Source organism: Peribacillus sp. YIM B13472, from assembly GCF_042788005.1.
GTDB classification, from domain to species: Bacteria; Bacillota; Bacilli; order Bacillales; family DSM-1321; genus Peribacillus; species Peribacillus simplex_E.
This window is the reverse complement of sequence record NZ_JBHZPG010000028.1, coordinates 18,583-39,478: the sequence shown is the minus strand read 5'-3', so window position 1 is coordinate 39,478 and position 20,896 is coordinate 18,583. Positions and strand designations below refer to the sequence as shown.

The following is a 20,896-nucleotide window of genomic DNA, read 5'->3' as shown; positions in this document are numbered from 1 at the left end:
AATTAATAAAGAGATTTAATCAGTCTTGAATTACTATTTTAAAACTATATCAAATAAACACGTATCGTCAACAGGGCATAAATACGATGCACATTGAGATCTTGAGCAAATAACTATTCGATATAAAAAAACTCATTTTTCAAAGTTAGAAGAAAGGGAGAGTATAAAATGATTAAGATTATAGAAGCTGCCTAGAAGAGTTTTGAATGGGTGTGCTGACAAATCAGGTGAAGTACAGGTGAAATCAAATAACTTTGTACCCCCCGGTTTTTCAGATACTTTTAAGACAAAGCAAAACGCATGCCCAGGAATTAAGAGCATGCGTGAACTATTATTCTTTTATGATATCCATTTCTTTCAGGGCATCAAGCGTAATCGTCTTGGCTTTGCTTCCGCTGCCATCCAAGTTGGTGGCGAAGGCCCATTTGCCTTTGTCCGTTTCGATGTAACCCACATACCAGCCCAATCCCATATCAGAAAGGCGTGTCCCGGTTTTTCCATGGAGGACATATGAGTCTGCTTCTTCATTGATCATGATTCTCTTAACAGTTCTCATATGCTGCTTATCGATAGGAAGTTTTTCTTCTACAAGGTTTTCGATGAATTGGACTTGTTCCCGGGCAGAAATCTTTATGCTGCTGTCGAGCCAGAACTGATCGATCCCACCAGAGATATCACGATTGCCGTAATCGATCAGGTTCACATATCGCTGCATGTCTTCAGCCCCGATATCGCGGGCCATTGCTTGATAATACCAGATCACGGAATGCCTCATGGCTGAAGCCAGCGTATGATCTCTGTTCCAATCTTCAAACTCCCTGATTACGCCATCCCAGCGCTTCACTTCATACTCATCGCTCACCGCTTTTGTCTGCAAGCCGATTAATGCATTCGCGACTTTGAATGTCGATTCTGGAGTGTAGCGCACTTTACTTCTCTGTTTGTTATAGATATATACTTTATCATTTTTTAAGTTTTGCAGAACCATCGTGCCTTCCGCACCATCGAAAGACTCCCCGATATCCAGTTCTTTCACCTTTTGATCGTTTGCACTTGCTTGAATCGTGCCCATGGAACCAGTGACTAGCAGGACAAGAATGAAACATAACGTTTTGATTTTCATTACACACTCTCCTTTAAGGCTGGATTGATCGATCATCAAAAGTAATTTCCATAAAATAGGTTGATAGCTAAAGTATAACTATTCCCGATAAAAAACGAAACCTTATTCTTGGATTCTATCTAGATAGCAGCAATCAAGGAGGAATGAAGCGGGTAGCCAATGAATATATAGAGCAAACTATAGAATGGATAATGGGGGGAATCTATCATGCAGGTTAACCAAAGAAAAGTAAATAGTAGTGAAAAAGAAATTACATACACACATATTGAAAACGGAAGTCGAGCCGTTTGTTTTATGTTTTCAGGTGCGGGGTACACATATGAGAAGCCGTTATTCTATTATGCGACAATGATGATGCTTCAAAATCAGTATGATGTCGTACATATTCACTACGCTTACGATCAGGATATTTTCAAGCATCCATTGGTAGATATCACAAAAGTGATTGTTAATGATATTAATCCTGTCATTACGGAAGTGCTTCAAAACCATGAATATAAAGGAACAGTGTTTTTAGGCAAATCACTTGGTACCATCCCCATCATCAATGGAATTATGAAAAGTGAACGGTTTATGAAAGCCAAAATGATTTTGCTTACGCCACTATTGAAGTTCGATTCGATTTTTGAAGGGTTATTGAGGAGCAATCATTCAGCACATATAGTTATAGGGGAAAAAGATCATCATTATATTCCAGATAAAATTCAAGCAATTGAAAATAAACCGAACATAAGCATGGATAAAATCACGCATGCAAATCATTCCTTGGATATTGAACCTTTCGATACTTCAAGGACGATCATCGTGCTGGAAGGTGTAATGAAGAGAATGGAAGAGTTCTTAAAAAAATGACTCTTTACATGAGCTCGGGTTGGTGGAGGGGGAAAATGTTATAATAATGGTATTGAAATTTTGGTTTATGAAAGGAGACTCATGGAAGGAACCAATACATTTCATTCAATTGATGAATACATTATAAAATTTCCCGAAGAAGTTCAGGAGATACTACTAACGTTAAGAAAGGTCATCAAGGATGCAGCACCGGATGCAGAAGAAAAGATAAGCTATCAAATGCCCACTTTTGTCTTATATGGAAACCTGGTACATTTCGCTGCCTATAAAAAACATATAGGATTCTATCCAACTCCAAGCGCGATCACTGCTTTTGAAGCTGCTTTATCTGAATATAAATGTTCAAAAGGGGCCGTTCAGTTTCCGCTAAACAAGTCAATTCCTTATGAATTAATAACCGAGATGGTTATATTTAGAGTGGAAGAGAACAAAAAGAAGAAAGCAGAAGGCAAATTGAAAAAGAAAAAATAACAGAAACCATTATCAGAATTAACTGAATATTTAACATTTGATTGTGAGATTCAATACGATAGAGAAGGGTGGAAATAGTATGTTCAAAAAATTATTCAGTAAAAAAGAAAGTGTGGAACAGCTGCTTGCTCCTATTAATGGACAAGTAATAAATATTGAAGACGTTCCGGATCCGGTGTTTTCCGGTAAAATGATGGGGGACGGAATAGCGATACTTCCTGAGGAGGGGGTGGTCGTATCTCCAATCGATGCAGAAGTAATCCAGGTTTTTCATACCAAACATGCACTAGGCCTCCGTACAAAGCATGGCATTGAATTGTTGATTCATATTGGATTGGAAACAGTTAACCTTAATGGTGAGGGATTTGAAGTCCATGTCGCAGAAGGGCAAAATGTAAAAGCAGGAGACAAGCTTGTAACATTTGATATCGATTTTCTAAAATCCAAAGCTCCAAGCATCGTAACTCCGATTGTTATCACGAATGGCGAGCTAGTTGAAAAACTGGAAAAAACAAATGCCACCCAGACACAGATTAACGAAACGGAGATTCTGAGTGTTTATTTGAAGTAAAAGGAAGATTCCATGGAGATCTCTCCTTTTATGCTGCAAGCAGGATAATGGAAAAATGCAGCGAATAGTAGGTGTGTGAACAAATAAATAAAGCGAGGGTGAATTTGATGGGAGTTCAAGCAGAAAAGATTTTTGTAAACTTGCCTGTTAAAGATTTGGATGCCTCAGTAGAATTTTTCACAAAGGTTGGCTTTGAGTTTAACGAGCAAATGACCAATGAAAATGCGACATGCATGGTAATCAGCGAGTCCATATATGTCATGTTATTGGTGGAAGATTACTTTAAAACGTTTACCAAGAAGGAAATCCCGGATTCTGCAGCGAGCACGGAAGCCATCGTCGCCCTGTCCGTTAAAAGTAAGGAAGAAGTCGATGAGATCGTGAATAGGGCACTGGATGTTGGCGGAAAGCCTTTTAATGAAGCCATTGATCATGGTTTCATGTACGGTTGGAGTTTCCTGGATATCGACGGACATTCTTGGGAAGTATTTTACATGGACGAAAGCGGATTTAATCAAAATTAAATCAAAAGCAAGGCACAATCCTTCGTGAAGGACTGTGTCTTTTTTATAGTGTTAAGTAAGCGATCTTACCTGAAGTTTATTCATAATAATACTGGGCTAATATCCTTCCACACATAAATCAATAGATTCAAATCAGTGCCAGCCATTTTGATTTTTTCGGTTTTAAGCAATTCAGCACCAAATGCCTCATAGAAGTATCGAGATTTATTATCTTCAAGCACCTCAACGAAAATTGTCTTAAATCCCAGTTCGTCGAATTTAAAGAATAACTCTTTGATGAGTTTCTTGCCTATCCCCATTCTTTGAAAATTTTCTAGGATATATATCGCAGTTAAATCACCAGAATCCTCAACTTTATTATTTTCCCTTTTCCCGCCACTTATAAATCCCACTATCTTCCCCTCGTTATTTTCAGCTACATAAACATAATTTTCATCACTGGTTATATTCCTTTTCCATAATTCTTTCCTTTTCCCATAAGACAGATTATCTAAAAAATCACTCGGCATTATATCTTTATAAGTGGTTCTCCAGCAATCCACATGGACTATTGCTATACCTTCAGCATCAGCCACCGTTGCCTCTCTTATTAGCATATTGATTCCTCCTTTTTTTAGTTTGCTATACCACCTATTTTTTACTAATATTATCCATTTTGCAAGTAATACAAAGATATCTTAATTGTTTAACTATATAATTTACTATTTACAGTTGTAATAAAAGAATAATGAAACTCTCCATTTTTCGGAGATAAAACTAAAGTTTTCGTCGATATATTTCAAATTTCGGAGATAAAACTAAAGTTTTCGTCGATATGTTCCAAATTTCGGAGATAAAACTGTAAGTTTCGTCGATATTTCTGGTGAGTTGTGGCTTCTGCAAAAAAAGAGATAAACCTATAAAATGATATTGAAGATTGCTGAATAGTTTGATAGAATAAAATAAATGAAAAAGACTATGTGCAACTGGCGAAACACGGATAACCGTGAGGGAACACATAGTGTCGTAGCCGTTCGCCTGGGCAGAGGTAAGGGATTTTATCCCTTGCCTCTTTCTGTATATTAATAGATAGTGAAGGTTTAAAGTATGCAGATTTTCATGGGCTTAAAAATCTTGTAAGTATTTTGAAATTTCAAAACTATCATGATCAAAAGAGGAGCAAACAAAATGAGCACATTACTTTTAGAAAAAGTCAAAACGATCAAAGCGTTAAATAATATTGCCGAAAGCGGGCTGAATGTATTCAATAAAGGCGATTTTAAGGTCGACAATGACAGTGAAAACCCTGATGCGATCGTTCTTCGCAGCTTTAACATGCATACTATGGAATTCGGCGATCAGTTAAAGGCAATCGCAAGGGCAGGGGCTGGAGTCAATAATATTCCGGTCGACAAATGCACCGAGCAAGGAATTGTCGTTTTCAATACACCTGGTGCTAACGCAAACGCTGTAAAAGAAATGGTGCTGACGTCATTAATGGCTTCATCTCGTAACCTTTTTGCAGGTGTGGCCTGGACAAAGACGCTTGAAGGCGAAGGAGAACAAATTCCAAAGCTTGTTGAAGCAGGAAAGAAACAATTCGTTGGTAAAGAAATCAAGGGGAAAACTCTTGGCGTAATCGGTTTAGGTGCAATCGGTGCACTTGTAGCGAATGATGCCCTGGATTTGGACATGGATGTCATTGGGTTTGACCCGTTCATCTCTGTTGATACAGCTTGGAACTTGTCCCGCAATGTACAGCGCGCCATGACGATTGAAGAATTGTTTGCAGAATCTGATTATATTACAGTACACGTTCCATTAACTGACGACACAAGAGGAATGTTTAACCAAGAAACATTCAGCATCATGAAGCCGGGCGTACATATCTTGAATTTCTCACGCGGCGAGCTAGTGAATGAAGATGATATGCAAGCTGCACTTGAAAGCGGAAAAGTAGGCAAGTTCATTACTGACTTCCCGAATGAAAACGTGTTGAAAATGAAAAATGTCGTTCCCATTCCGCATCTTGGTGCCTCTACGCTTGAATCAGAGGAAAACTGTGCCATCATGGCAGCTCGTCAGTTGAAGACCTTTTTAGAAACAGGGAACATCAAGAACTCTGTGAATTTCCCGAATACTTCCATTCCTTATACAGGAAACCGTCGTGTGGCAACTTTCCACGAAAACGTTCCGAACATGGTTGGGCAAATCACACTGGCTGTATCTGGCTTTAATCTGAACATTGCTGACATGGTTAACAGAAGCCGTGGGGGATATGCATATACGATCATCGACATCGAAGGTGAAGTAAACGGCGATATCATTCCTGGCTTGGAAGAAAAAATCAAACAAATCGAAGGTATCGTTACAACTCGTATTATCTAAATTAATTCAATTGATAAGTGAAAGCCTCAATTCCTTTAAGGAGTTGGGGCTTTTTAATTTTGTTGAATTTTTTTAGCAAAATGGCATTCATTCCTGCATCCTTTGGAACGTACGTACAGTTCAGGAACCTTATTAAAGAATCGCACCGGTTTTAACAACCACATTCAAGTAAGGAAGTTGTTAGTACTGTCTTCCAAGATAAAAATCCTCCCGTTAATTCTTTAACTTAAAAATCGTTTCTCCTTTGCTTTAGGCCTTAATAAAAAGTTAAGAAATACTCTGCATAATAAGTTTCACCACTTATGAAAAGGGAGGAGTTGTACATGGAACAGGTAGCACCTGAAACATATAAGAAAGCTTGGAGAAACTACATAGGAGGACAAAAAGTATGAAAAAGATGCTGTATGTTAAGCTTGGGTTAGATATTTTAATGGCCGTTACGTTCGTATTATTTTTTAATAAACAAGTATTAGGGGGATTAACGTTTCACGAAATTGCCGGGTTAGCTATTGCCATATTATTTTTCACCCATGTGTTGCTCAATTGGCAATGGGTAAAAAAAGTTACTATTAAATTATTTGACCGCAAGCTGCCTCTTGGAACAAAATTTGGTTACTTTTTAAACGTAATGTTGTTAATTACAATGACCTTCATTATGATCAGTGGTATTTTTATTTCAAGAGTTGTATTCCCGAATATCAACGTTGGAAATGAACAATGGTTTAAAGTTTCTCATATATCGATTTCGTGTTTAGCACTTATTTTAGTTGCAGCTCATGTTGGATTACATTGGAAATGGGTAATAAATGTTTTTAAAAATATGATTAACTTCAAAGCCCCGAAACCAAGCTTAGGAATTTTAGCAAGAGTGGCAACAGTTGCCTTATTAGTGTTTGGAGGCTATCAAATGTACTCAACACATTTCATCAGGCAGGTGCAAGGAGTTGCGAGCGTGTTTAATCTTTCTTCTTCACAAATGCCAGAAGGCGGCTTTAAAGGGGGAGAAAAACCGAACTTTCAAGATGGAGGCTTCGAAGGGGGAGAACGACCAAACCTTCCGGAAGGCGGCTTCGAAGAGGGCGATGGCCCATTTGAAAAAGCAAGCCTTTTAGAAGGTGGATTCAGAGGGGAAAAGGGTCACTTCGAAAGTTCGAACGCTTTAAGCGTTATCGTTACGTATTTTGGCATCATGTCTCTGTTTATCATTATCATTTATTATATTGAAAAATTTATAATGAACCATACACGGAAAAATAAAAAACGAACTATAGTGAAGGCGATTTAGCGAGTGTGTAAAAGTAATTTAGACTTCGTATGAGCATTCAACATAGCAAAGAACAAAATCAGTTACGAGACTAAAAGAAGTCCCAAGTGAAGGTAAACTACTTGGGACTTCTTTTAGTTGATAGAAGACGCTCTGTTCTACAGCTTACGTAAGCTAAAAATTTTGATTCTGCTGTTGATGAAGGATATTCGATGTTAAAAATGCTCCAACAGGAGGTAATTGCTCGGTATGGGCGTTACCGCTAACAGGAAATTGATTCAAAGCTATATCAGTGGTGGCAATCCAAGATCCAGACTCACCTGCTTGCAGAGAGGGGGGCTTCATAAGAAAACGTCCTTGTAGAATAAAATGCCGAATCCTAATCTGGTTATCATCAATTATGGTTAAATTGCCAGAGAATGTGGCATAAGGTGAATCAAATGAGATTTGTTTAGTGCTTTCATTCCAAAATCCATTAATCGGAATAGGTGTACCCCGAAAATTAACCGTACCAATTACCCTATTATCCGTAATAGAGTGAATGGCAAGTGTACCCCAAATGATCGTTCTGCCAGCTATTGAAGAGTGGATACCCCATACTGATGGGAATGGAAAGCTAACCGAAGCAGTACCCTGTGAAGTTACCAATGCTATGCCCTCCTTAAAGGTTCTTTATGTTCTGAGGAAGCTTCCTTGTTTAAAGGAACATTCCAGTATATGCAGCAGGAGCAGAATAATCCAATAAACAAAGGTGAAGTATTGCATCCCTGCCTGAAACTGCATTCTTTCCGATCAATAAAAACAACAAACAAAAAACGTGGTAAACAAACATCGATAAAAAATCCGGTCTTCAAGGGAAAACCGAATTTAAAATAAATTTTTTAATGATGATGTCCATGACTTTCTTCTTGTTTTTGCATCCCTGTTTGCAAGAATTTCAATTCACTTTCAGACAGTTTTCCTACGATAAACTGTTTTTGAGGCATAATGATTGAACCATCGTTACTAGCATGAACTTTTATATAGTATAGACCATCACTATCAAAGTTTTTACTTAAAGTATAAGTACCGTTTCCCTCTTCCTTAGCTTGTTCCATACTATATTTGAGCGAGCCATCTTGTTTCCATATCTCAAAATGAACATAATCTGCGTTTTCAACCATTTGACCACCTTGAGTAAGAACAGCCTTCATGGTCTCCTGGGTATTAACTGAAAAGGATTCTGGTATAATTATTTCAGCTTCAAGGGGTGTTTCTTCTTTGTATAGATTAGTGACATCCTTTTCAAGTGAACAAGCACTTAGAAATAAGCTGAAAATAAAGATTAAAGAAATACATATATATTTTTTCACGGCAAAAGCCACCCTTTACATTTCAAATTATGCATTCAAAAACTTCTTAACTGCAGAAATTCTTTTGATAATTAACCAGTCAATTAACCAAACAACAATAAGAGACAAACCAACTAAAGGAAACAAAATTCCTAGACCTATTAACAGAAAAAGAAAGAATTTCATGTTCTTTATAGGAGGAGCTTTTGGTGCACCGAATCCTTTTTTCGGCTTTCGCTTCCACCATAAATAAAAACCACTAAATGCAACAAGCATAATTCCTAAACATATAAGAAGGCTGATTATTTGGTTAATCAAACCAAATTGAGTCCCTTTATGCAAGGTAATTCCCCAAGCAACTATTTTTCCTATTAAACCGTAATGATCATAACGATAATCAGCTAGAACTGCACCGGAGTATTGGTCAATATGTATAGTCGCTTCATCTTGTGCTTTCGGTGGAAAAGCTGACAATGTATAAACGCCATCAGTTTCATTTGGAATATTAATGCTATAACTTGGATGCATACCCTCACGATTCGCTATCGTGACTACATCATCAATGGAGAGTGGGATAAAACCTTGAATATCTGAGATAGGTACATCTAAATTTTCTGCTGCCCAAGGTACATCTGCAATGTCTTTTGTTTTAATTGAGGATGTTGGAGCACTTCCTGTCCATATGGAAGGGGGATACCCAGATCCGGAATTGGTAGCTAACAATTGAAAATTACTTCCCCAAAAACCAGACCAAGGCAATCCTGTCATAATTAAAAATAACATGCCCGCAGTTATCCAAAAGGCAGGTACTGCATGTAAATCTCTTCTGAAATTATTTTTTCCTTTATTTATTCTTGGAAAAAGAACACCAGAAAGTCTTAGCTTACTTTTGGGATACCATAAATAAAGACCAGAAACAATTAACACAACTGCCCAACACGCAGCTAACTCTACAATTCTATCTCCCAAGGTGCCGGCCATCAGTTCACCATGAATTTCTTCGATTTTATCCATAATTCTGTCTTCATCATTTAACTCTCCAATAGTTTTACCTGTATACGGATCTATAAAAATGGTAAGGGACTCATTATTAGAAGTGATGCTTACTTCGCTTGAACGAGATGCATTTTCTCCAGGATGATACTTTGTCACTACTCCATCAGGGTAAAGTTTCTTCACTGTCTCAATCTGCTGGGATGCTGGTATCTTTTCTCCTTGCGGAATAACCTCTTGGTAGTTTTGATAAAGCACTTGTTCAATCTGTGGCTTAAATAAATAGATTGAGCCAGTAACTGCCAGAATAATAAGTAAGGGTGCGAAAATAATTCCAGCGTAAAAATGCCATCTCCATACTGTTCTATACAGAGAGGTGTTTTGTTGTTTAGTTTCCATTTATACAGAACCTCCAAGTAGTACTATTAAATTCACCTATATAGATGATAAAAGGAAATTGTGAGAAAAATATGAAATTTATTTTAAAAAAGGAAGTTTGTATTTGTTAAAGATGAAATGGTCATCGACTAAGAAGAACAACTGTAACTAAGGAGTGAACTTGCAGCAAGTAGTAGAGTAGGATTGGAATGAAGGGAAATGAGGTAAATACGGCGAAAGTAATATATAGAAATGTGTTGAAGATAAGCATCAAGATCTCAATGTAAACGGCTAAAGAACCGATGTTGAAGACAAACGCATTAAGAAAAGCAGCACTCTTGAAAATTGTATAAATCGTAAAAAACTTTAAAGGAGTGACGAATATGCATAATAAGGATTGTTCCAAAAAGTGTCAGTGTTTCATCGTACCTAACTATATTCTTGAGAATATGGCACAAAATGAAGTGGAAGAAGCACGGATCAGTTTAGCGAAAAGCCGTCAAATGCGCAGGCGCAGAATTTTTAAAGAATATGATATTGAGGGAGTTATCGCTTTAACGGATGCAGGATCTGAACGGCAAGGTGAATCTGCCCGACATGTTTACGATTGTATAGGGGGAACGAAACTCCGGCAGAATGAGGCAAGGAAAGAAGGAGATCGATCAAGTGCAGACCCTGTTGTTAACGCTGCATACGATTATAGCGGAGTTGTGCGTGACTATTTCAAAGATGTCTTGCACCGCAATTCAATTGATAACCAAGGCCTTGATCTCATTCTGAACGTTCATTATGGGAATAAATTCACGAATGCCTATTGGGACGGGGATGAAATGGTATTTGGTGACGGGGATGGGGTCATCTTTAGCAATTTTGCCAATTCACTCGATGTAATTGGACACGAACTGACACATGGGGTTACGCAGTTCACAAGTGGACTGGAGTATGAAGGTCAGTCCGGGGCTTTGAATGAACATCTTTCAGATGCGTTTGGAGTTGCCATAAAACAATTTCACTTAAAGCAAACGGCAGGTGATGCCGATTGGCTAATCGGTGCTGATATAATGGGACCAACACTGAAAGGGCAGGCACTCCGTTCGATGAAGGCGCCAGGTACTGCATTTGACAATAAGTTAATGGGTAAAGATATTCAGCCTGATCATATGAAGAACTTCTATAAAGGAGAACGCGATAATCATGGTGTCCATATCAATAGCGGCATACCAAACAAGGCCTTTTATCTAGTATCCATGGAGATCGGAACGGACAAGGCGGCATTGATCTGGTTCAATGCGATGCAGAATTTATTTGCAACGGCAAACTTCAATCAATTCGTGCAAATTGTCATCAAAGCAGCGCAAAAACTCGTTGATAGCGGAGAAGTGCCTGAAACAGCTATAGGAACAATTGAAAATGCTTTTAAAGCGGTTGGATTGCCTGAGTAGTCATATTCCATGAATAGGAGGCCTCATCTAACATGCATATCAAATTTAGCTGCATAGGGGGATTTGCCAACCTCGACTTGTATTGCCAGATAGATACGGATGAATTGCCGAAAGAGAAAAATGAGGAATTGCAGAACTTAATGAAGACAGCTGACCTTCCTAATGCTGCCGAAAGTAAAATAGTAAAGGCGCAAGGGTTCGACTCGTTTTCATACCAACTGGATATAGCAGATGAAAAGAAGAAGCAGTCTTTCTCGTTTACTGACATAACAGCTCCAGAGGACGTTCGGCCCTTATTGGATTATTTACGGAATTTAGCGATTGAAAAAAAGATGGCAGAATAACCACGTAAAAAAAGTCTATCATCACGATAGACTTTTTTTACGTGTTTTAAAACTTCACAAAAATGTCATTTCATTTCACTTTTATATGAATTTTGGCTGTTTGTTCTCTAAATGGACACAAAATAACAAGGAAATAGCAATCTGAGCAGCAGATTTTAAAAGAAAATTCGAGATTTTTTATAGAGTGAGCCAATTAAACAGGCAATGCAGCCACAAAAGGGATCCAATTTTGATAGAGGTAAAATCAGATGGATTTTACAAAAAATACATAAAATAGGATAATAGTCGCATGGAGGTGAATGACATATCAAGAAATGAAAGTGACGATAGGCGTAAATAAAAACCCCTAGGTGAGGACGTCCTGGAAGACATCACCTAAGGGCTTGCGAGCAGGAGTATACCTGCCTCTATATCCAGTATACTCCAAAAAAAATGAAATGGGGAGTGAATGGAAGGATGATACGAAAAAACTATTTATTGAATATGGAAACGGTGGGAATGATGGAGCATTACGATTTCAATGGTGTGGAGATGACCACGGTAGTGGAGGGAGAGAAAACATTCCATGTTGCCCAACCGCGCCAGGAAATCCTCAATAACACGTTAAACCACTTTGGTTTGGATCTGGATGGCGGACTTGCAGCAGCCAAATCCGTGCTTGGAGGTAAATACAGACTGCCCGTCTGCATAAACGCCCAGCTGAGAATGGTCTGGTTCTCCTCCCGCTCATTCCGGAAAAGAGGAGGAGTCTGGTTTTCCTACATCCACATTCGTGACTTAGAGGAAATGAACGAAAAAGAAACATTGGTCCATACAAACTACGGACATTGCCTTCCTGTAAACTTAAGCAAAAATCAGCTCGCCTTCAAAAGGGACCAAGCATCCTATCTGCAAACGACCTTCCATGAACGCTCATTAGGCAAAAAGACCCTTTATTACGAACCGGGAAGCGGAATCACCTTTTGTAAAGAACCTGGGGAGGTCCAATACAGGGTGAAAGGGAAGGAATAATTAAATCAATGAGAGGAAGACCGCCGAATGGGCGGTCTTTTGTATTTCCAACATATCATTGATCTTTTCTGCTGCCTTCTAGTTTAGTTTTAATGAACTCGATCCAAGTTCTAGTTGCGTATGAGAGATAACTGTCCTTTTTCCAAGCGATGCCGATTTGCCAGTTAATACTGGGGTTAAGGTGAATGACTTTAATCTTTCCTTCACTGACATCAATTTGTTCTAGGTCACTTTGGGGGAGGATCGTTATTCCTTGATTAAAGGAGACCATTTCCATGATGAATTTCCACTGCGAAGTTTCGCAAATGAGTTTGGTTCAAAGCCGTTTAGTTTACATGCCTGCATGATCAATTCATGAACTTGGTAGCCCTCCCGAAAAATGATGAAGCTTTCTTCCTTTAAATCTTCCCACATTACCGTTTCTTGATCGGCAAGTCGATGATTCTGATGGACAACAAGACATAAATTGCCTTTCATGAATGGGGCAGGGGCATCACCACTAAATCAAGTTCGCCTTGAAGTAGGGTGTTTTTTAAATGGAGGGCGCCATCCTCCACAAACCGCACAGTGATGAGGGGATATTCTTTGTGGAATAGAGCCATGAGTTCAGAGAAAATGTCCGTTCCTAGCGTAGAAAAAATGCCCATTTTTATATTTCCCTTTTTACTATTCTTTATATCATCCAATTCGTCATAAAAATGCTCGATTGATTGGGAAATGCGTTGACCGTATTGATAAAGTAATTTACCTGTATCAGTAAGTTCGATCTTTCTTGTGGTTCTGGTCAGCAGCTTAACATCCAGTTCCTTTTCTAAATCTTTAATGGATTTACTGATGTTTGGCTGTGATAAGAATAAGTGTTCAGCCGCCATCACTGGTGAAGAAATCGGCGTTACTGGCGGGATATAATATATAATTTTGTTACACATAGTATTCCCCGTATACCTGATGGCCCTTACCGGGGAAACTTCTAAGTTTGATCAAGTTAACACAAGAAACCTTGATAAATGAACAAATAGAATGGGCATGTTTTAGATTAATCAAAACATGCCCTTATAATATTTAATTGGATTATTCATTTATAAAAAAGTTTGTTGAGTTCCTTAATCAACGAACCCACCCGTTAGTCGAATAACCATTCATCTAAAAAACGTCAAGACCGTAGTTTTATGCTATAGAATCTCATTGCTATAGGGACACCCTCTATGTCAAAAGTACCGTTATTTATTAGATGCCTAACTCGGTATTCAATAAATTCGTCTCCTGAATATTGTTCTAGATGACCCATTACTTCACCTACTAATCTTGCACTTTTCATAAAATCCCTATGCTTTTGCTGGCTGTGTAATTTACTTGCCTTGTTGATGATGAACGGATCATAAAAATCTTCATCAACGCCATGCATTTCACCATTTTCCCAAATACGCAATACATCTTGTGCCTCAGCTAAAGCCTCCCATTCTCGATGGAATTTTCTTCTATCCTCGATGGCAATAGGGTTGTTCGTTTTATTTTTCTCGTAGATTGACTTCAGTTTATCCGGAGGAATTCCACCGGTAGTAAGAGGGGAGTATACTCTATTTGAATCCTTGAATTGTTCATGATAGGCTTTAGTCGTATTAATTAAAATAATCTTATTTCGCTTATTATTCAATAAATACAAAACATATCTAACTCCTGTTTGTTCATGGGAACTATCTCCTGCCCAAAGAAAGATGGTGGATTCTTCGGGAACATGACAAACTTTATCCTTAGTTTTATTAAAATCTTTCCCATAGTCCATTTCATAGTAATCATCTTCTGATAAAAACTGTGTTCTGAACCAATCTATCCTTTGTTTCACTCCAAATTCATCATGTAATTTCCAGATAGGTCCGATTGAAAAGATGTCCGAAAAACATATCACCTGCTCTTCATTTTCCATACCTAGTTCACTAAGACTCATTTTCAATGATCCAGAAGTTGATTGTCCAAAAACAATGTGTAAAATTCACTCTTATTTATCACAGCACTTGCACCAACTTTTTATAAAAAGTTTTACTTATATACTCTAAATAATCTAATAAGTAAAGCATCCGTTTGTTAAGAACCTTTCAAGACATCCCGGATATGAGCAGTCTTTTTCAACATAAGTATATGTTTATGAAAAATGGGAATTAATTGTATCTTCAACTTTCTTTAACATGCCTTTATATGCTTCTTCATCAAGGTATCCAATACTTCCGAATAGTAAATGATCCACAGGTTCAATTCCAGTAAAATCAAATATTCCCATATCAGAGGTAACTTTCAAACCAGCTGTCATACCCACCGCATCGTAAACCTCGTTAGGAGTTCCGTGTGTATTGATGATAAGCCCCTTTTTACCTTTTAATAGCTTGATTACACCTTCTTCTCCAGCAGAATATGCAAACCCAAATGAGAATACTCGGTCTACATACCCTTTAAGAATTGCTGGAAGACCCGTCCACCAAATAGGGTAAATAAATGTTATAGCTTCTGCTTCAGAAATAAATTCTTGTTCCGTTTTAATATCATCAGGAGTTTTTCCTGCTTTCATGGCTGCTGTATCTTCCGGTTTCAGTACAGGTTGAAAATCAAGTGCATATAAATCACGCACAACAACTTCGTGACCGTTTTTCTTTAATGCATTGACTGTTGTTTCCAAAATAGAGTGATTTAAGCTTTCAGAGTATGGATGTGCATAAACAACTAAGTGCCTCATTTCGAATCTCCTCCAAGTAATTTTTATTTGATTATTAAGGGTAACCTAATATTATAGTGTTAGACATTTTTTTGAAAGTAGTCATTTTTTTATAACATAGTCACAAAAATGGTACCATTGAGAAAGAGAGGAATGTACGGTGGCGCGAAGCAGGTTCGGTGAACCTCCAGAGGAACAAATAGAGGTTTGTCCAGTTACACAAACTCAAGACATAATTGCAGGGAAATGGAAAATCATCATTTTATGGCATTTAAGCACAAATACAAGAAGATTTAATGAACTTCAAAGGCTGTTACCAGGTATTTCAAAAGGAATACTGACACGTCAGTTGAGAGAATTGGAAGAAGACCAAATGGTTCACAGAGAAGTATATAAAGAAGTCCCCCCAAAGGTAGAATACTCGCTAACACCTTTAGGGAAAAGCTTTATTCCGATACTGGATAGTATGGGAGAGTGGGGAAAAAAATATGAAAAATTAATAAAAAGCTAAAGCCTATACAGGTCTTTAGCTTTTTCCTCGTGGTTGATCTTCCACTAGCCCCATTTAATTCAATAAGACATCTTTTTTATCTTTCAAACCGTCCAGTATGTGTATTTTCTCGATTTATAAGTGCATCACCAAGATTGATTCTGCTCATAAGTCTCTCATGGTCCGAAGGAAAACGTTCTTTAACGTTTGCAACTCCCTCTATTGTTTGGATATTTCCATTTCGCCCAGGACGTTCTTCTCTTTGAAATCCAGGGTTCAAACCATCATCAATCATTACAGGTCTGTCAATTGTATCGTTGTCATCATTAGCTGGGTCTCTACGTGTATCAAGGTTCCCGGCATTATTAAATGGATCATTATTATTATCTTGTGGCATATATTTCACTCCTTCGCTTATATTATCCGCTGATGGCATTAATCTATTCGCACGCTGTACTTATCCTTTATCCATATAGTAAAGAATCCTGTCTTTTCTAATCCGCAACAACGCCAATTCTCTTGAATTGTCATCAAGTACGAAGGGGAAAAAGGTTTTTTTATGAAAGGATATTTAAAAAAACTTATAAATATTATTATTGACTTACATTTTAAATTGTCTTACAATTTCAATGTAAATAGTCAAAACATTCAATCAAATGGAAGGGGAGCTTTGTTAACGAGCTGATTCACTTCAACATGAAGCATGACAACATACTGCAGCGTACACTTTATGTCAATTCGAAAATGACATAAAGTCTTGGCATAATTTCAATATCTGTATGTCTAGAGTTATCAAAGTATTAATGCTTCAGAAAAAATGAAAGCGAATACATTACTCGTTGGAATGGAGTGAATAACTTGAAAAATCAATCAAACCTTGCTGAATCTACTGTGATTGTTCCGGAGGTCGTCAGTAAGAAACCCAATTTCATCACGAAGTTTAAAACATCTTATGGTCCGGGGATTCTTGCCGTGTTAACGTGGCTTGGGGCTGGAGATCTGGTGACTTCATCGGTTGCCGGGGCAGATTATGGATATAGCTTAATGTGGATTTTAGCTCTATCATTAATCCTTCGTTTTCTTATCGTTAATGTTATCGCCAGGTTCCAGCTCTGTAACACAGAGGGGTTAACCATACTTGAAGGATATGGACGTATCCACCCATTCTTCGGTTACTTCATGTTTGGTTATGCACTAATAATGGGTCATCTTTTTAATGCATATATGATTAAGGGAGCGGGAGAGGTATTATCGACCTTATTCCATGTCAATCAGCCATTCTTGGCTTCAATGGTAGTTGTAGGATTAGTTTTTATGCTTATTGGCAGAAATATTTATAATAGAATTGAAAGTGTAATGAAAGTGCTTTTGGCATTATTGACCATTGCCTTCTTGTACCTGGCCATTCAAGCAACACCGGATGTGGGGCAAATCATTAAGGGAACAGTTGGTTTTAGCATTCCAAGTGATACTGGCGTTCATGGAGCATTATTGGTAGCGATTTCAATTATCGGTGCAGTGGCAGGATCGATTTCGAACTTTGTTCATCCATATTTCATGAAGGAAAAGGGCTGGACGAAACCAAGTCATGTAAAGGTTCAAAGAAATGATTTGCTGTTTGCCATCGGAGTTTGCATCGTGATTAATTTGGCCATTTGGGTGGTTGGGGCAGAAATTTTAAAACCGAATGGAATTCATGTGGAAACGATTGATGACTTGGCAATGGCATTACAAATGTCGTTAGGACAATTTGGCTGGTACATTTTCTATCTTGGTGTATTTGGCGTATTGTTCGCGAGTGTAGTAGGCAAGTCAACTGGTTTTCCTAGATTGATAGTAGATGCCTTTTACGTAATAAATAAGGATCGTCGCGAAAAGTACAATGGTAAATATGAAAAAGATCCAATGTATAAATGGGTTATGATTTTTGTATTGGTTACCCCAATCATTTGGTCCATTCCCGGCATGCCTGGTTTCATCGCATTGACAATTGGCGTAAATGCAATAAACATAATCGGTTTTCCTATTATCGCTATTGGGATGCTGGTGCTATCAAATAAAAAAAGCTTGATGGGAAAATATAAAAACAATTGGTTCGAAAATATCATTCTATCTTTAGCTTCCATTTTAGCGGTTTGGTCCGCCATTCAATTAGCTACAACCTTTTTTTAAATAATGGTAGATTATAGGTAGAGGTATTTCAAAATATATGTGTCTGCATTTGATCCCGATGGGGTCCTACTTTATTGGAAGTGAGGGTACTAATGATGAAACCGAAAGTAATCATTTATAAGAAAGTGGATCAAGAAGTATTGGATTATATTCAAAAGACTTGTGATGTCGTTTATTTTGAAGGTCTTGACTCACAAAATTATCCTGAATTTCTTCAAGAGCTGAAGAACGCACAAGGTATATTAGGTTCAGGATTAAAAGTGGATAAAACTTTACTGGATCAAGCACCGCAATTAAAAATCGTCTGTAATTCGTCAGTTGGTTATGACAATTTGGATATAACGGAGCTATCCAATCGAGGAATCATGGCCACGAACACTCCCGAGGTATTGAATGAAACAGTCGCAGATACAATTATGGGCTTGATGCTGTCCACAGCGAGAAGAATGCCAGAGATGGATCAAATGGTAAAGTCAGGGCAATGGACATCGAATATCGGGGAAAAATCGTTTGGATTGGACGTCCATCATAAAGTATTAGGGATTATCGGGATGGGCGGAATAGGCTCTGCCGTTTCAAAAAGGGCCCGTTTTGGATTCGATATGAACATCCTATATCACAACAGATCTAGAAACGAAGAAGCAGAACAAAAGTATGGAGCTACATACTGTTCTCTGGAAGAACTATTAAAGCAATCTGATTTTGTCTGCTTGATGACACCGCTAACTCCCCAAACTGAAAAGATGATGGGGGAAAAGGAATTTAAGCTCATGAAAGAGACCGCCATCTTCATCAATTGTTCAAGAGGGAAAACCGTTGATGAAGAAGCCTTGATCACTGCGCTAAAAACAGGTGAAATTCACGCGGCAGGACTGGATGTCTTTGTACAAGAGCCCGTCCAGGAAGACAATCCATTGCTTTTCATGAGGAATGTCGTCACTTTGCCTCATATCGGTTCCGCAACATATGAAACCCGCCTGAAAATGGCGATGCTGGCAGCAACCAACCTTGTAGCCGGATTACAGGGAGAAACTCCGCCTACCTTGATTAAAGCTGGTGTAAAGGTGAAGTGATTTCTTAAACAGCATTATAAATTTTAAGCTGGATAGCCTTATTTGGGCTTTTACTTCTTCTCCAAAACAAACAAGCCCTCTCTATAAAGGAGGGCTTCAGGCTGTAGACGAACTCGTTACTATCGATTTCTACTCCAGGCACTCGCTTTTCGCGGGGTCTCCCTTGGACGCACTATTCCCGCAGGAGTCTCGCACACCCGTACGAATCACCTTTGTTTCAAAATTAGAAGCCCTCTCTATAAAAAGAGGGCCTTTATATCAATTCTTCAGACTTTTGTTATTCAACCAGCCATTCCATCAATCAATCGGAAATTGCGATCTATCAAACAGCTAAGCCCCGGAAATACCTGGGTTTGTCATCTCGGAAGGATAGTCTGTAATCGGAAAGTTTTCGACTGCACGCAATGTTTGGATACTATAGCCATAGTATGCATGCACTTGTACTTGTTATGATCCTATGAAATCTTTCTCAATACGTACGGTATGATTTATATGGATATAAGTTTATGCTACGTCTGATTGTTTAATGGAATCAACGTAATCGTTTGCTTTTTCCTGGTCAAATTCACCTTCCCACTTCGACATGACAATCGCCGCCAATGAGTTCCCAACGACATTAACCGCTGATCTTCCCATATCCAAAATTCGGTCGATCCCTGCAATGAACGCAACACCTTCCACCGGCAGTCCCATAGAACCAAGTGTTGTTAAAACAACAACAAATGACGCACCTGGAACGCCAGCCATTCCTTTTGACGTTAACATCAGTACTAGTAACAACGTAATCTGTTGTGTAATGGATAGATCAATCCCATACATTTGTGCCACAAAGAGTGAAGCAAGTGCCTGATATATCGATGAGCCGTCCAGATTAAACGTATAGCCTGTTGGAATGACAAAAGAAGTAATGGATTTCGGGCAGCCAAACTTCTCCATTTTGTCCATAAGCCTTGGTAATACCGACTCTGAACTTGCTGTTGTAAAGGCCAAAATCAGTTCATCCTTTAACACTTTCAGGATAACAAAAATGCTTGTCCCAGACATTTTCGCTATAATTCCAAGAATGACGAACACAAAGAATACCATCGTCACATAAACAGCAACTACCAAGTTCCCTAAAGGAATTAATGTTGCAATACCAAATTTGGCAACGGTTACACCAATGAGTGCAAACACACCAAAAGGGGCAAATTTCATGACTAGATTCGTCACCCAAAACATGACTTCCAACACACCTTCAAAGAATCCAAGAATAGGCTTTCCTTTTTCGCCTATCGCAGCCACACCTAAGCCGAATAAAACAGAAAAGAAGATGATCGGTAATAAATCCGCTTGAGCCATTGATTCAAATACATTTTGAGGAACAATATGAGAAATTGTTTCACCAAAGCCATTGCTTCCAGCTGTCTTTGTTGTTTCTTCATATTTTGAAATATCACTTTTTTCAAGATTGCTTGTATCTAAACCAGACCCCGGATGGAACAAGTTTGCTGCCAGTAATCCAATAACAATGGCAATCGTGGTGACAATCTCGAAATAAAGAAGGGTCTTCCCGCCCAATTTTCCTAGTTTTTTAATATCGCCGACTCCCGCTATTGAGACCACTAATGCAGCCATGACGATCGGGATGACAATCATTTTAATTAAATGAATGAAAATATCGCCAATCGGTTCCATAATGGCCATGGCTGTTTCATTACCATGGAATAAAGCACCGACACCGATACCTAGTACAAGTGCAATAAAAATTTGAGTAGCTAAGCCAAACTTTTTCATTTTAATTCCT

The 20,896-nt window shown here is 38.3% G+C and carries 21 protein-coding genes, 1 pseudogene and 1 riboswitch; of the genes and pseudogenes, 12 read left to right on the top strand and 10 right to left on the bottom strand.

Annotated elements, in window-relative coordinates; translation table 11 throughout:
- Positions 1–331 precede the first annotated feature (331 nt).
- Positions 332–1,123 carry a class D beta-lactamase gene (blaOXA, locus tag ACFX4I_RS19140; RefSeq protein ID WP_230300872.1) on the bottom strand — a complete coding sequence of 264 codons (792 nt, stop codon included), beginning with the start codon at positions 1,121–1,123 and terminating at the stop codon, positions 332–334.
- 207 nt (positions 1,124–1,330) lie between these two features.
- Between blaOXA and ACFX4I_RS19135 the strand changes: the two genes are divergently transcribed.
- The 4 genes from ACFX4I_RS19135 (at position 1,331) to ACFX4I_RS19120 (ending at position 3,541) form a co-directional block, all read left to right on the top strand.
- Positions 1,331–1,975 (top strand): alpha/beta hydrolase, encoded by a 645-nt coding sequence (locus ACFX4I_RS19135; RefSeq protein ID WP_377422349.1) that lies wholly within the window; start codon positions 1,331–1,333, stop codon positions 1,973–1,975.
- A gap of 81 nt (positions 1,976–2,056) precedes the next feature.
- Complete coding sequence (locus ACFX4I_RS19130; protein WP_377422347.1) at positions 2,057–2,446, top strand: iron chaperone; 390 nt, start codon at positions 2,057–2,059, stop codon at positions 2,444–2,446.
- Positions 2,447–2,525: 79 nt separating this feature from the next.
- On the top strand, positions 2,526–3,017 hold the full coding sequence (locus ACFX4I_RS19125) for a PTS sugar transporter subunit IIA (protein WP_377422345.1): 492 nt from the start codon (positions 2,526–2,528) through the stop codon (positions 3,015–3,017).
- 107 nt (positions 3,018–3,124) lie between these two features.
- The gene (locus ACFX4I_RS19120) at positions 3,125–3,541 is read left to right on the top strand and encodes a VOC family protein (protein WP_101223282.1); all 417 of its coding nucleotides are present in this window, start codon (positions 3,125–3,127) and stop codon (positions 3,539–3,541) included.
- An 80-nt stretch (positions 3,542–3,621) separates the two neighbouring features.
- Here ACFX4I_RS19120 and ACFX4I_RS19115 read toward each other — a convergent pair whose 3' ends face one another.
- Complete coding sequence (locus ACFX4I_RS19115; RefSeq protein ID WP_377422343.1) at positions 3,622–4,137, bottom strand: GNAT family N-acetyltransferase; 516 nt, start codon at positions 4,135–4,137, stop codon at positions 3,622–3,624.
- Positions 4,138–4,492: 355 nt separating this feature from the next.
- Positions 4,493–4,571, top strand: a riboswitch (ZMP/ZTP riboswitch).
- A 137-nt stretch (positions 4,572–4,708) separates the two neighbouring features.
- Here ACFX4I_RS19115 and ACFX4I_RS19110 point away from each other — a divergent pair.
- The gene (locus ACFX4I_RS19110; RefSeq protein ID WP_309518495.1) at positions 4,709–5,908 is read left to right on the top strand and encodes a phosphoglycerate dehydrogenase; all 1,200 of its coding nucleotides are present in this window, start codon (positions 4,709–4,711) and stop codon (positions 5,906–5,908) included.
- Positions 5,909–6,296: 388 nt separating this feature from the next.
- Positions 6,297–7,193, top strand: a complete 897-nt coding sequence (locus tag ACFX4I_RS19105; RefSeq protein WP_377422341.1) for a DUF4405 domain-containing protein — start codon at positions 6,297–6,299, stop codon at positions 7,191–7,193.
- A gap of 153 nt (positions 7,194–7,346) precedes the next feature.
- Here the strand turns inward: ACFX4I_RS19105 and ACFX4I_RS19100 are convergent, their stop codons facing one another.
- The 3 genes from ACFX4I_RS19100 to ACFX4I_RS19090 form a co-directional block, all read right to left on the bottom strand.
- The gene (locus tag ACFX4I_RS19100; protein WP_377422339.1) at positions 7,347–7,820 is read right to left on the bottom strand and encodes a hypothetical protein; all 474 of its coding nucleotides are present in this window, start codon (positions 7,818–7,820) and stop codon (positions 7,347–7,349) included.
- Positions 7,821–8,053: 233 nt separating this feature from the next.
- Positions 8,054–8,524, bottom strand: coding sequence for a FixH family protein (locus ACFX4I_RS19095; protein ID WP_377422337.1), 471 nt, complete (start codon positions 8,522–8,524; stop codon positions 8,054–8,056).
- Between the two features lie 27 nt (positions 8,525–8,551).
- Positions 8,552–9,895, bottom strand: a complete 1,344-nt coding sequence (locus ACFX4I_RS19090; protein WP_377422335.1) for a PepSY-associated TM helix domain-containing protein — start codon at positions 9,893–9,895, stop codon at positions 8,552–8,554.
- Between the two features lie 362 nt (positions 9,896–10,257).
- Between ACFX4I_RS19090 and ACFX4I_RS19085 the strand changes: the two genes are divergently transcribed.
- The 3 genes from ACFX4I_RS19085 (at position 10,258) to ACFX4I_RS19075 (ending at position 12,671) form a co-directional block, all read left to right on the top strand.
- A complete protein-coding gene (locus ACFX4I_RS19085; protein WP_377422333.1) occupies positions 10,258–11,316 on the top strand; it encodes a M4 family metallopeptidase in 1,059 nt (352 codons plus the stop codon).
- A 32-nt stretch (positions 11,317–11,348) separates the two neighbouring features.
- Positions 11,349–11,660 carry a protealysin inhibitor emfourin gene (locus ACFX4I_RS19080; RefSeq protein WP_377422331.1) on the top strand — a complete coding sequence of 104 codons (312 nt, stop codon included), beginning with the start codon at positions 11,349–11,351 and terminating at the stop codon, positions 11,658–11,660.
- A gap of 456 nt (positions 11,661–12,116) precedes the next feature.
- Entirely contained in the window at positions 12,117–12,671 is a 555-nt protein-coding gene (locus ACFX4I_RS19075) for a competence protein ComK (RefSeq protein ID WP_377422329.1), read from the top strand.
- A gap of 55 nt (positions 12,672–12,726) precedes the next feature.
- Here the strand turns inward: ACFX4I_RS19075 and ACFX4I_RS19070 are convergent.
- The 3 genes and pseudogenes from ACFX4I_RS19070 to ACFX4I_RS19060 form a co-directional block, all read right to left on the bottom strand.
- Positions 12,727–13,543: pseudogene (locus ACFX4I_RS19070) on the bottom strand (LysR substrate-binding domain-containing protein).
- A gap of 281 nt (positions 13,544–13,824) precedes the next feature.
- Positions 13,825–14,652 carry a DUF1835 domain-containing protein gene (locus ACFX4I_RS19065; RefSeq protein WP_377422402.1) on the bottom strand — a complete coding sequence of 276 codons (828 nt, stop codon included), beginning with the start codon at positions 14,650–14,652 and terminating at the stop codon, positions 13,825–13,827.
- Between the two features lie 159 nt (positions 14,653–14,811).
- Entirely contained in the window at positions 14,812–15,396 is a 585-nt protein-coding gene (locus tag ACFX4I_RS19060) for an NAD(P)H-dependent oxidoreductase (RefSeq protein ID WP_377422327.1), read from the bottom strand.
- A 139-nt stretch (positions 15,397–15,535) separates the two neighbouring features.
- On the opposite strand from ACFX4I_RS19060, the gene ACFX4I_RS19055 reads away from it, so the two are divergent.
- The gene (locus tag ACFX4I_RS19055) at positions 15,536–15,886 is read left to right on the top strand and encodes a winged helix-turn-helix transcriptional regulator (protein WP_283932119.1); all 351 of its coding nucleotides are present in this window, start codon (positions 15,536–15,538) and stop codon (positions 15,884–15,886) included.
- A gap of 76 nt (positions 15,887–15,962) precedes the next feature.
- Here ACFX4I_RS19055 and ACFX4I_RS19050 read toward each other — a convergent pair whose 3' ends face one another.
- On the bottom strand, positions 15,963–16,262 hold the full coding sequence (locus ACFX4I_RS19050; RefSeq protein WP_377422325.1) for a hypothetical protein: 300 nt from the start codon (positions 16,260–16,262) through the stop codon (positions 15,963–15,965).
- A 461-nt stretch (positions 16,263–16,723) separates the two neighbouring features.
- Between ACFX4I_RS19050 and ACFX4I_RS19045 the strand changes: the two genes are divergently transcribed.
- The gene (locus tag ACFX4I_RS19045; RefSeq protein WP_230300856.1) at positions 16,724–18,037 is read left to right on the top strand and encodes an Nramp family divalent metal transporter; all 1,314 of its coding nucleotides are present in this window, start codon (positions 16,724–16,726) and stop codon (positions 18,035–18,037) included.
- A 95-nt stretch (positions 18,038–18,132) separates the two neighbouring features.
- On the top strand, positions 18,133–19,110 hold the full coding sequence (locus ACFX4I_RS19040; RefSeq protein WP_377422400.1) for a 2-hydroxyacid dehydrogenase: 978 nt from the start codon (positions 18,133–18,135) through the stop codon (positions 19,108–19,110).
- A gap of 504 nt (positions 19,111–19,614) precedes the next feature.
- Here ACFX4I_RS19040 and ACFX4I_RS19035 read toward each other — a convergent pair.
- Positions 19,615–20,886 carry a cation:dicarboxylate symporter family transporter gene (locus ACFX4I_RS19035; RefSeq protein WP_377422323.1) on the bottom strand — a complete coding sequence of 424 codons (1,272 nt, stop codon included), beginning with the start codon at positions 20,884–20,886 and terminating at the stop codon, positions 19,615–19,617.
- Positions 20,887–20,896: the final 10 nt, after the last annotated feature.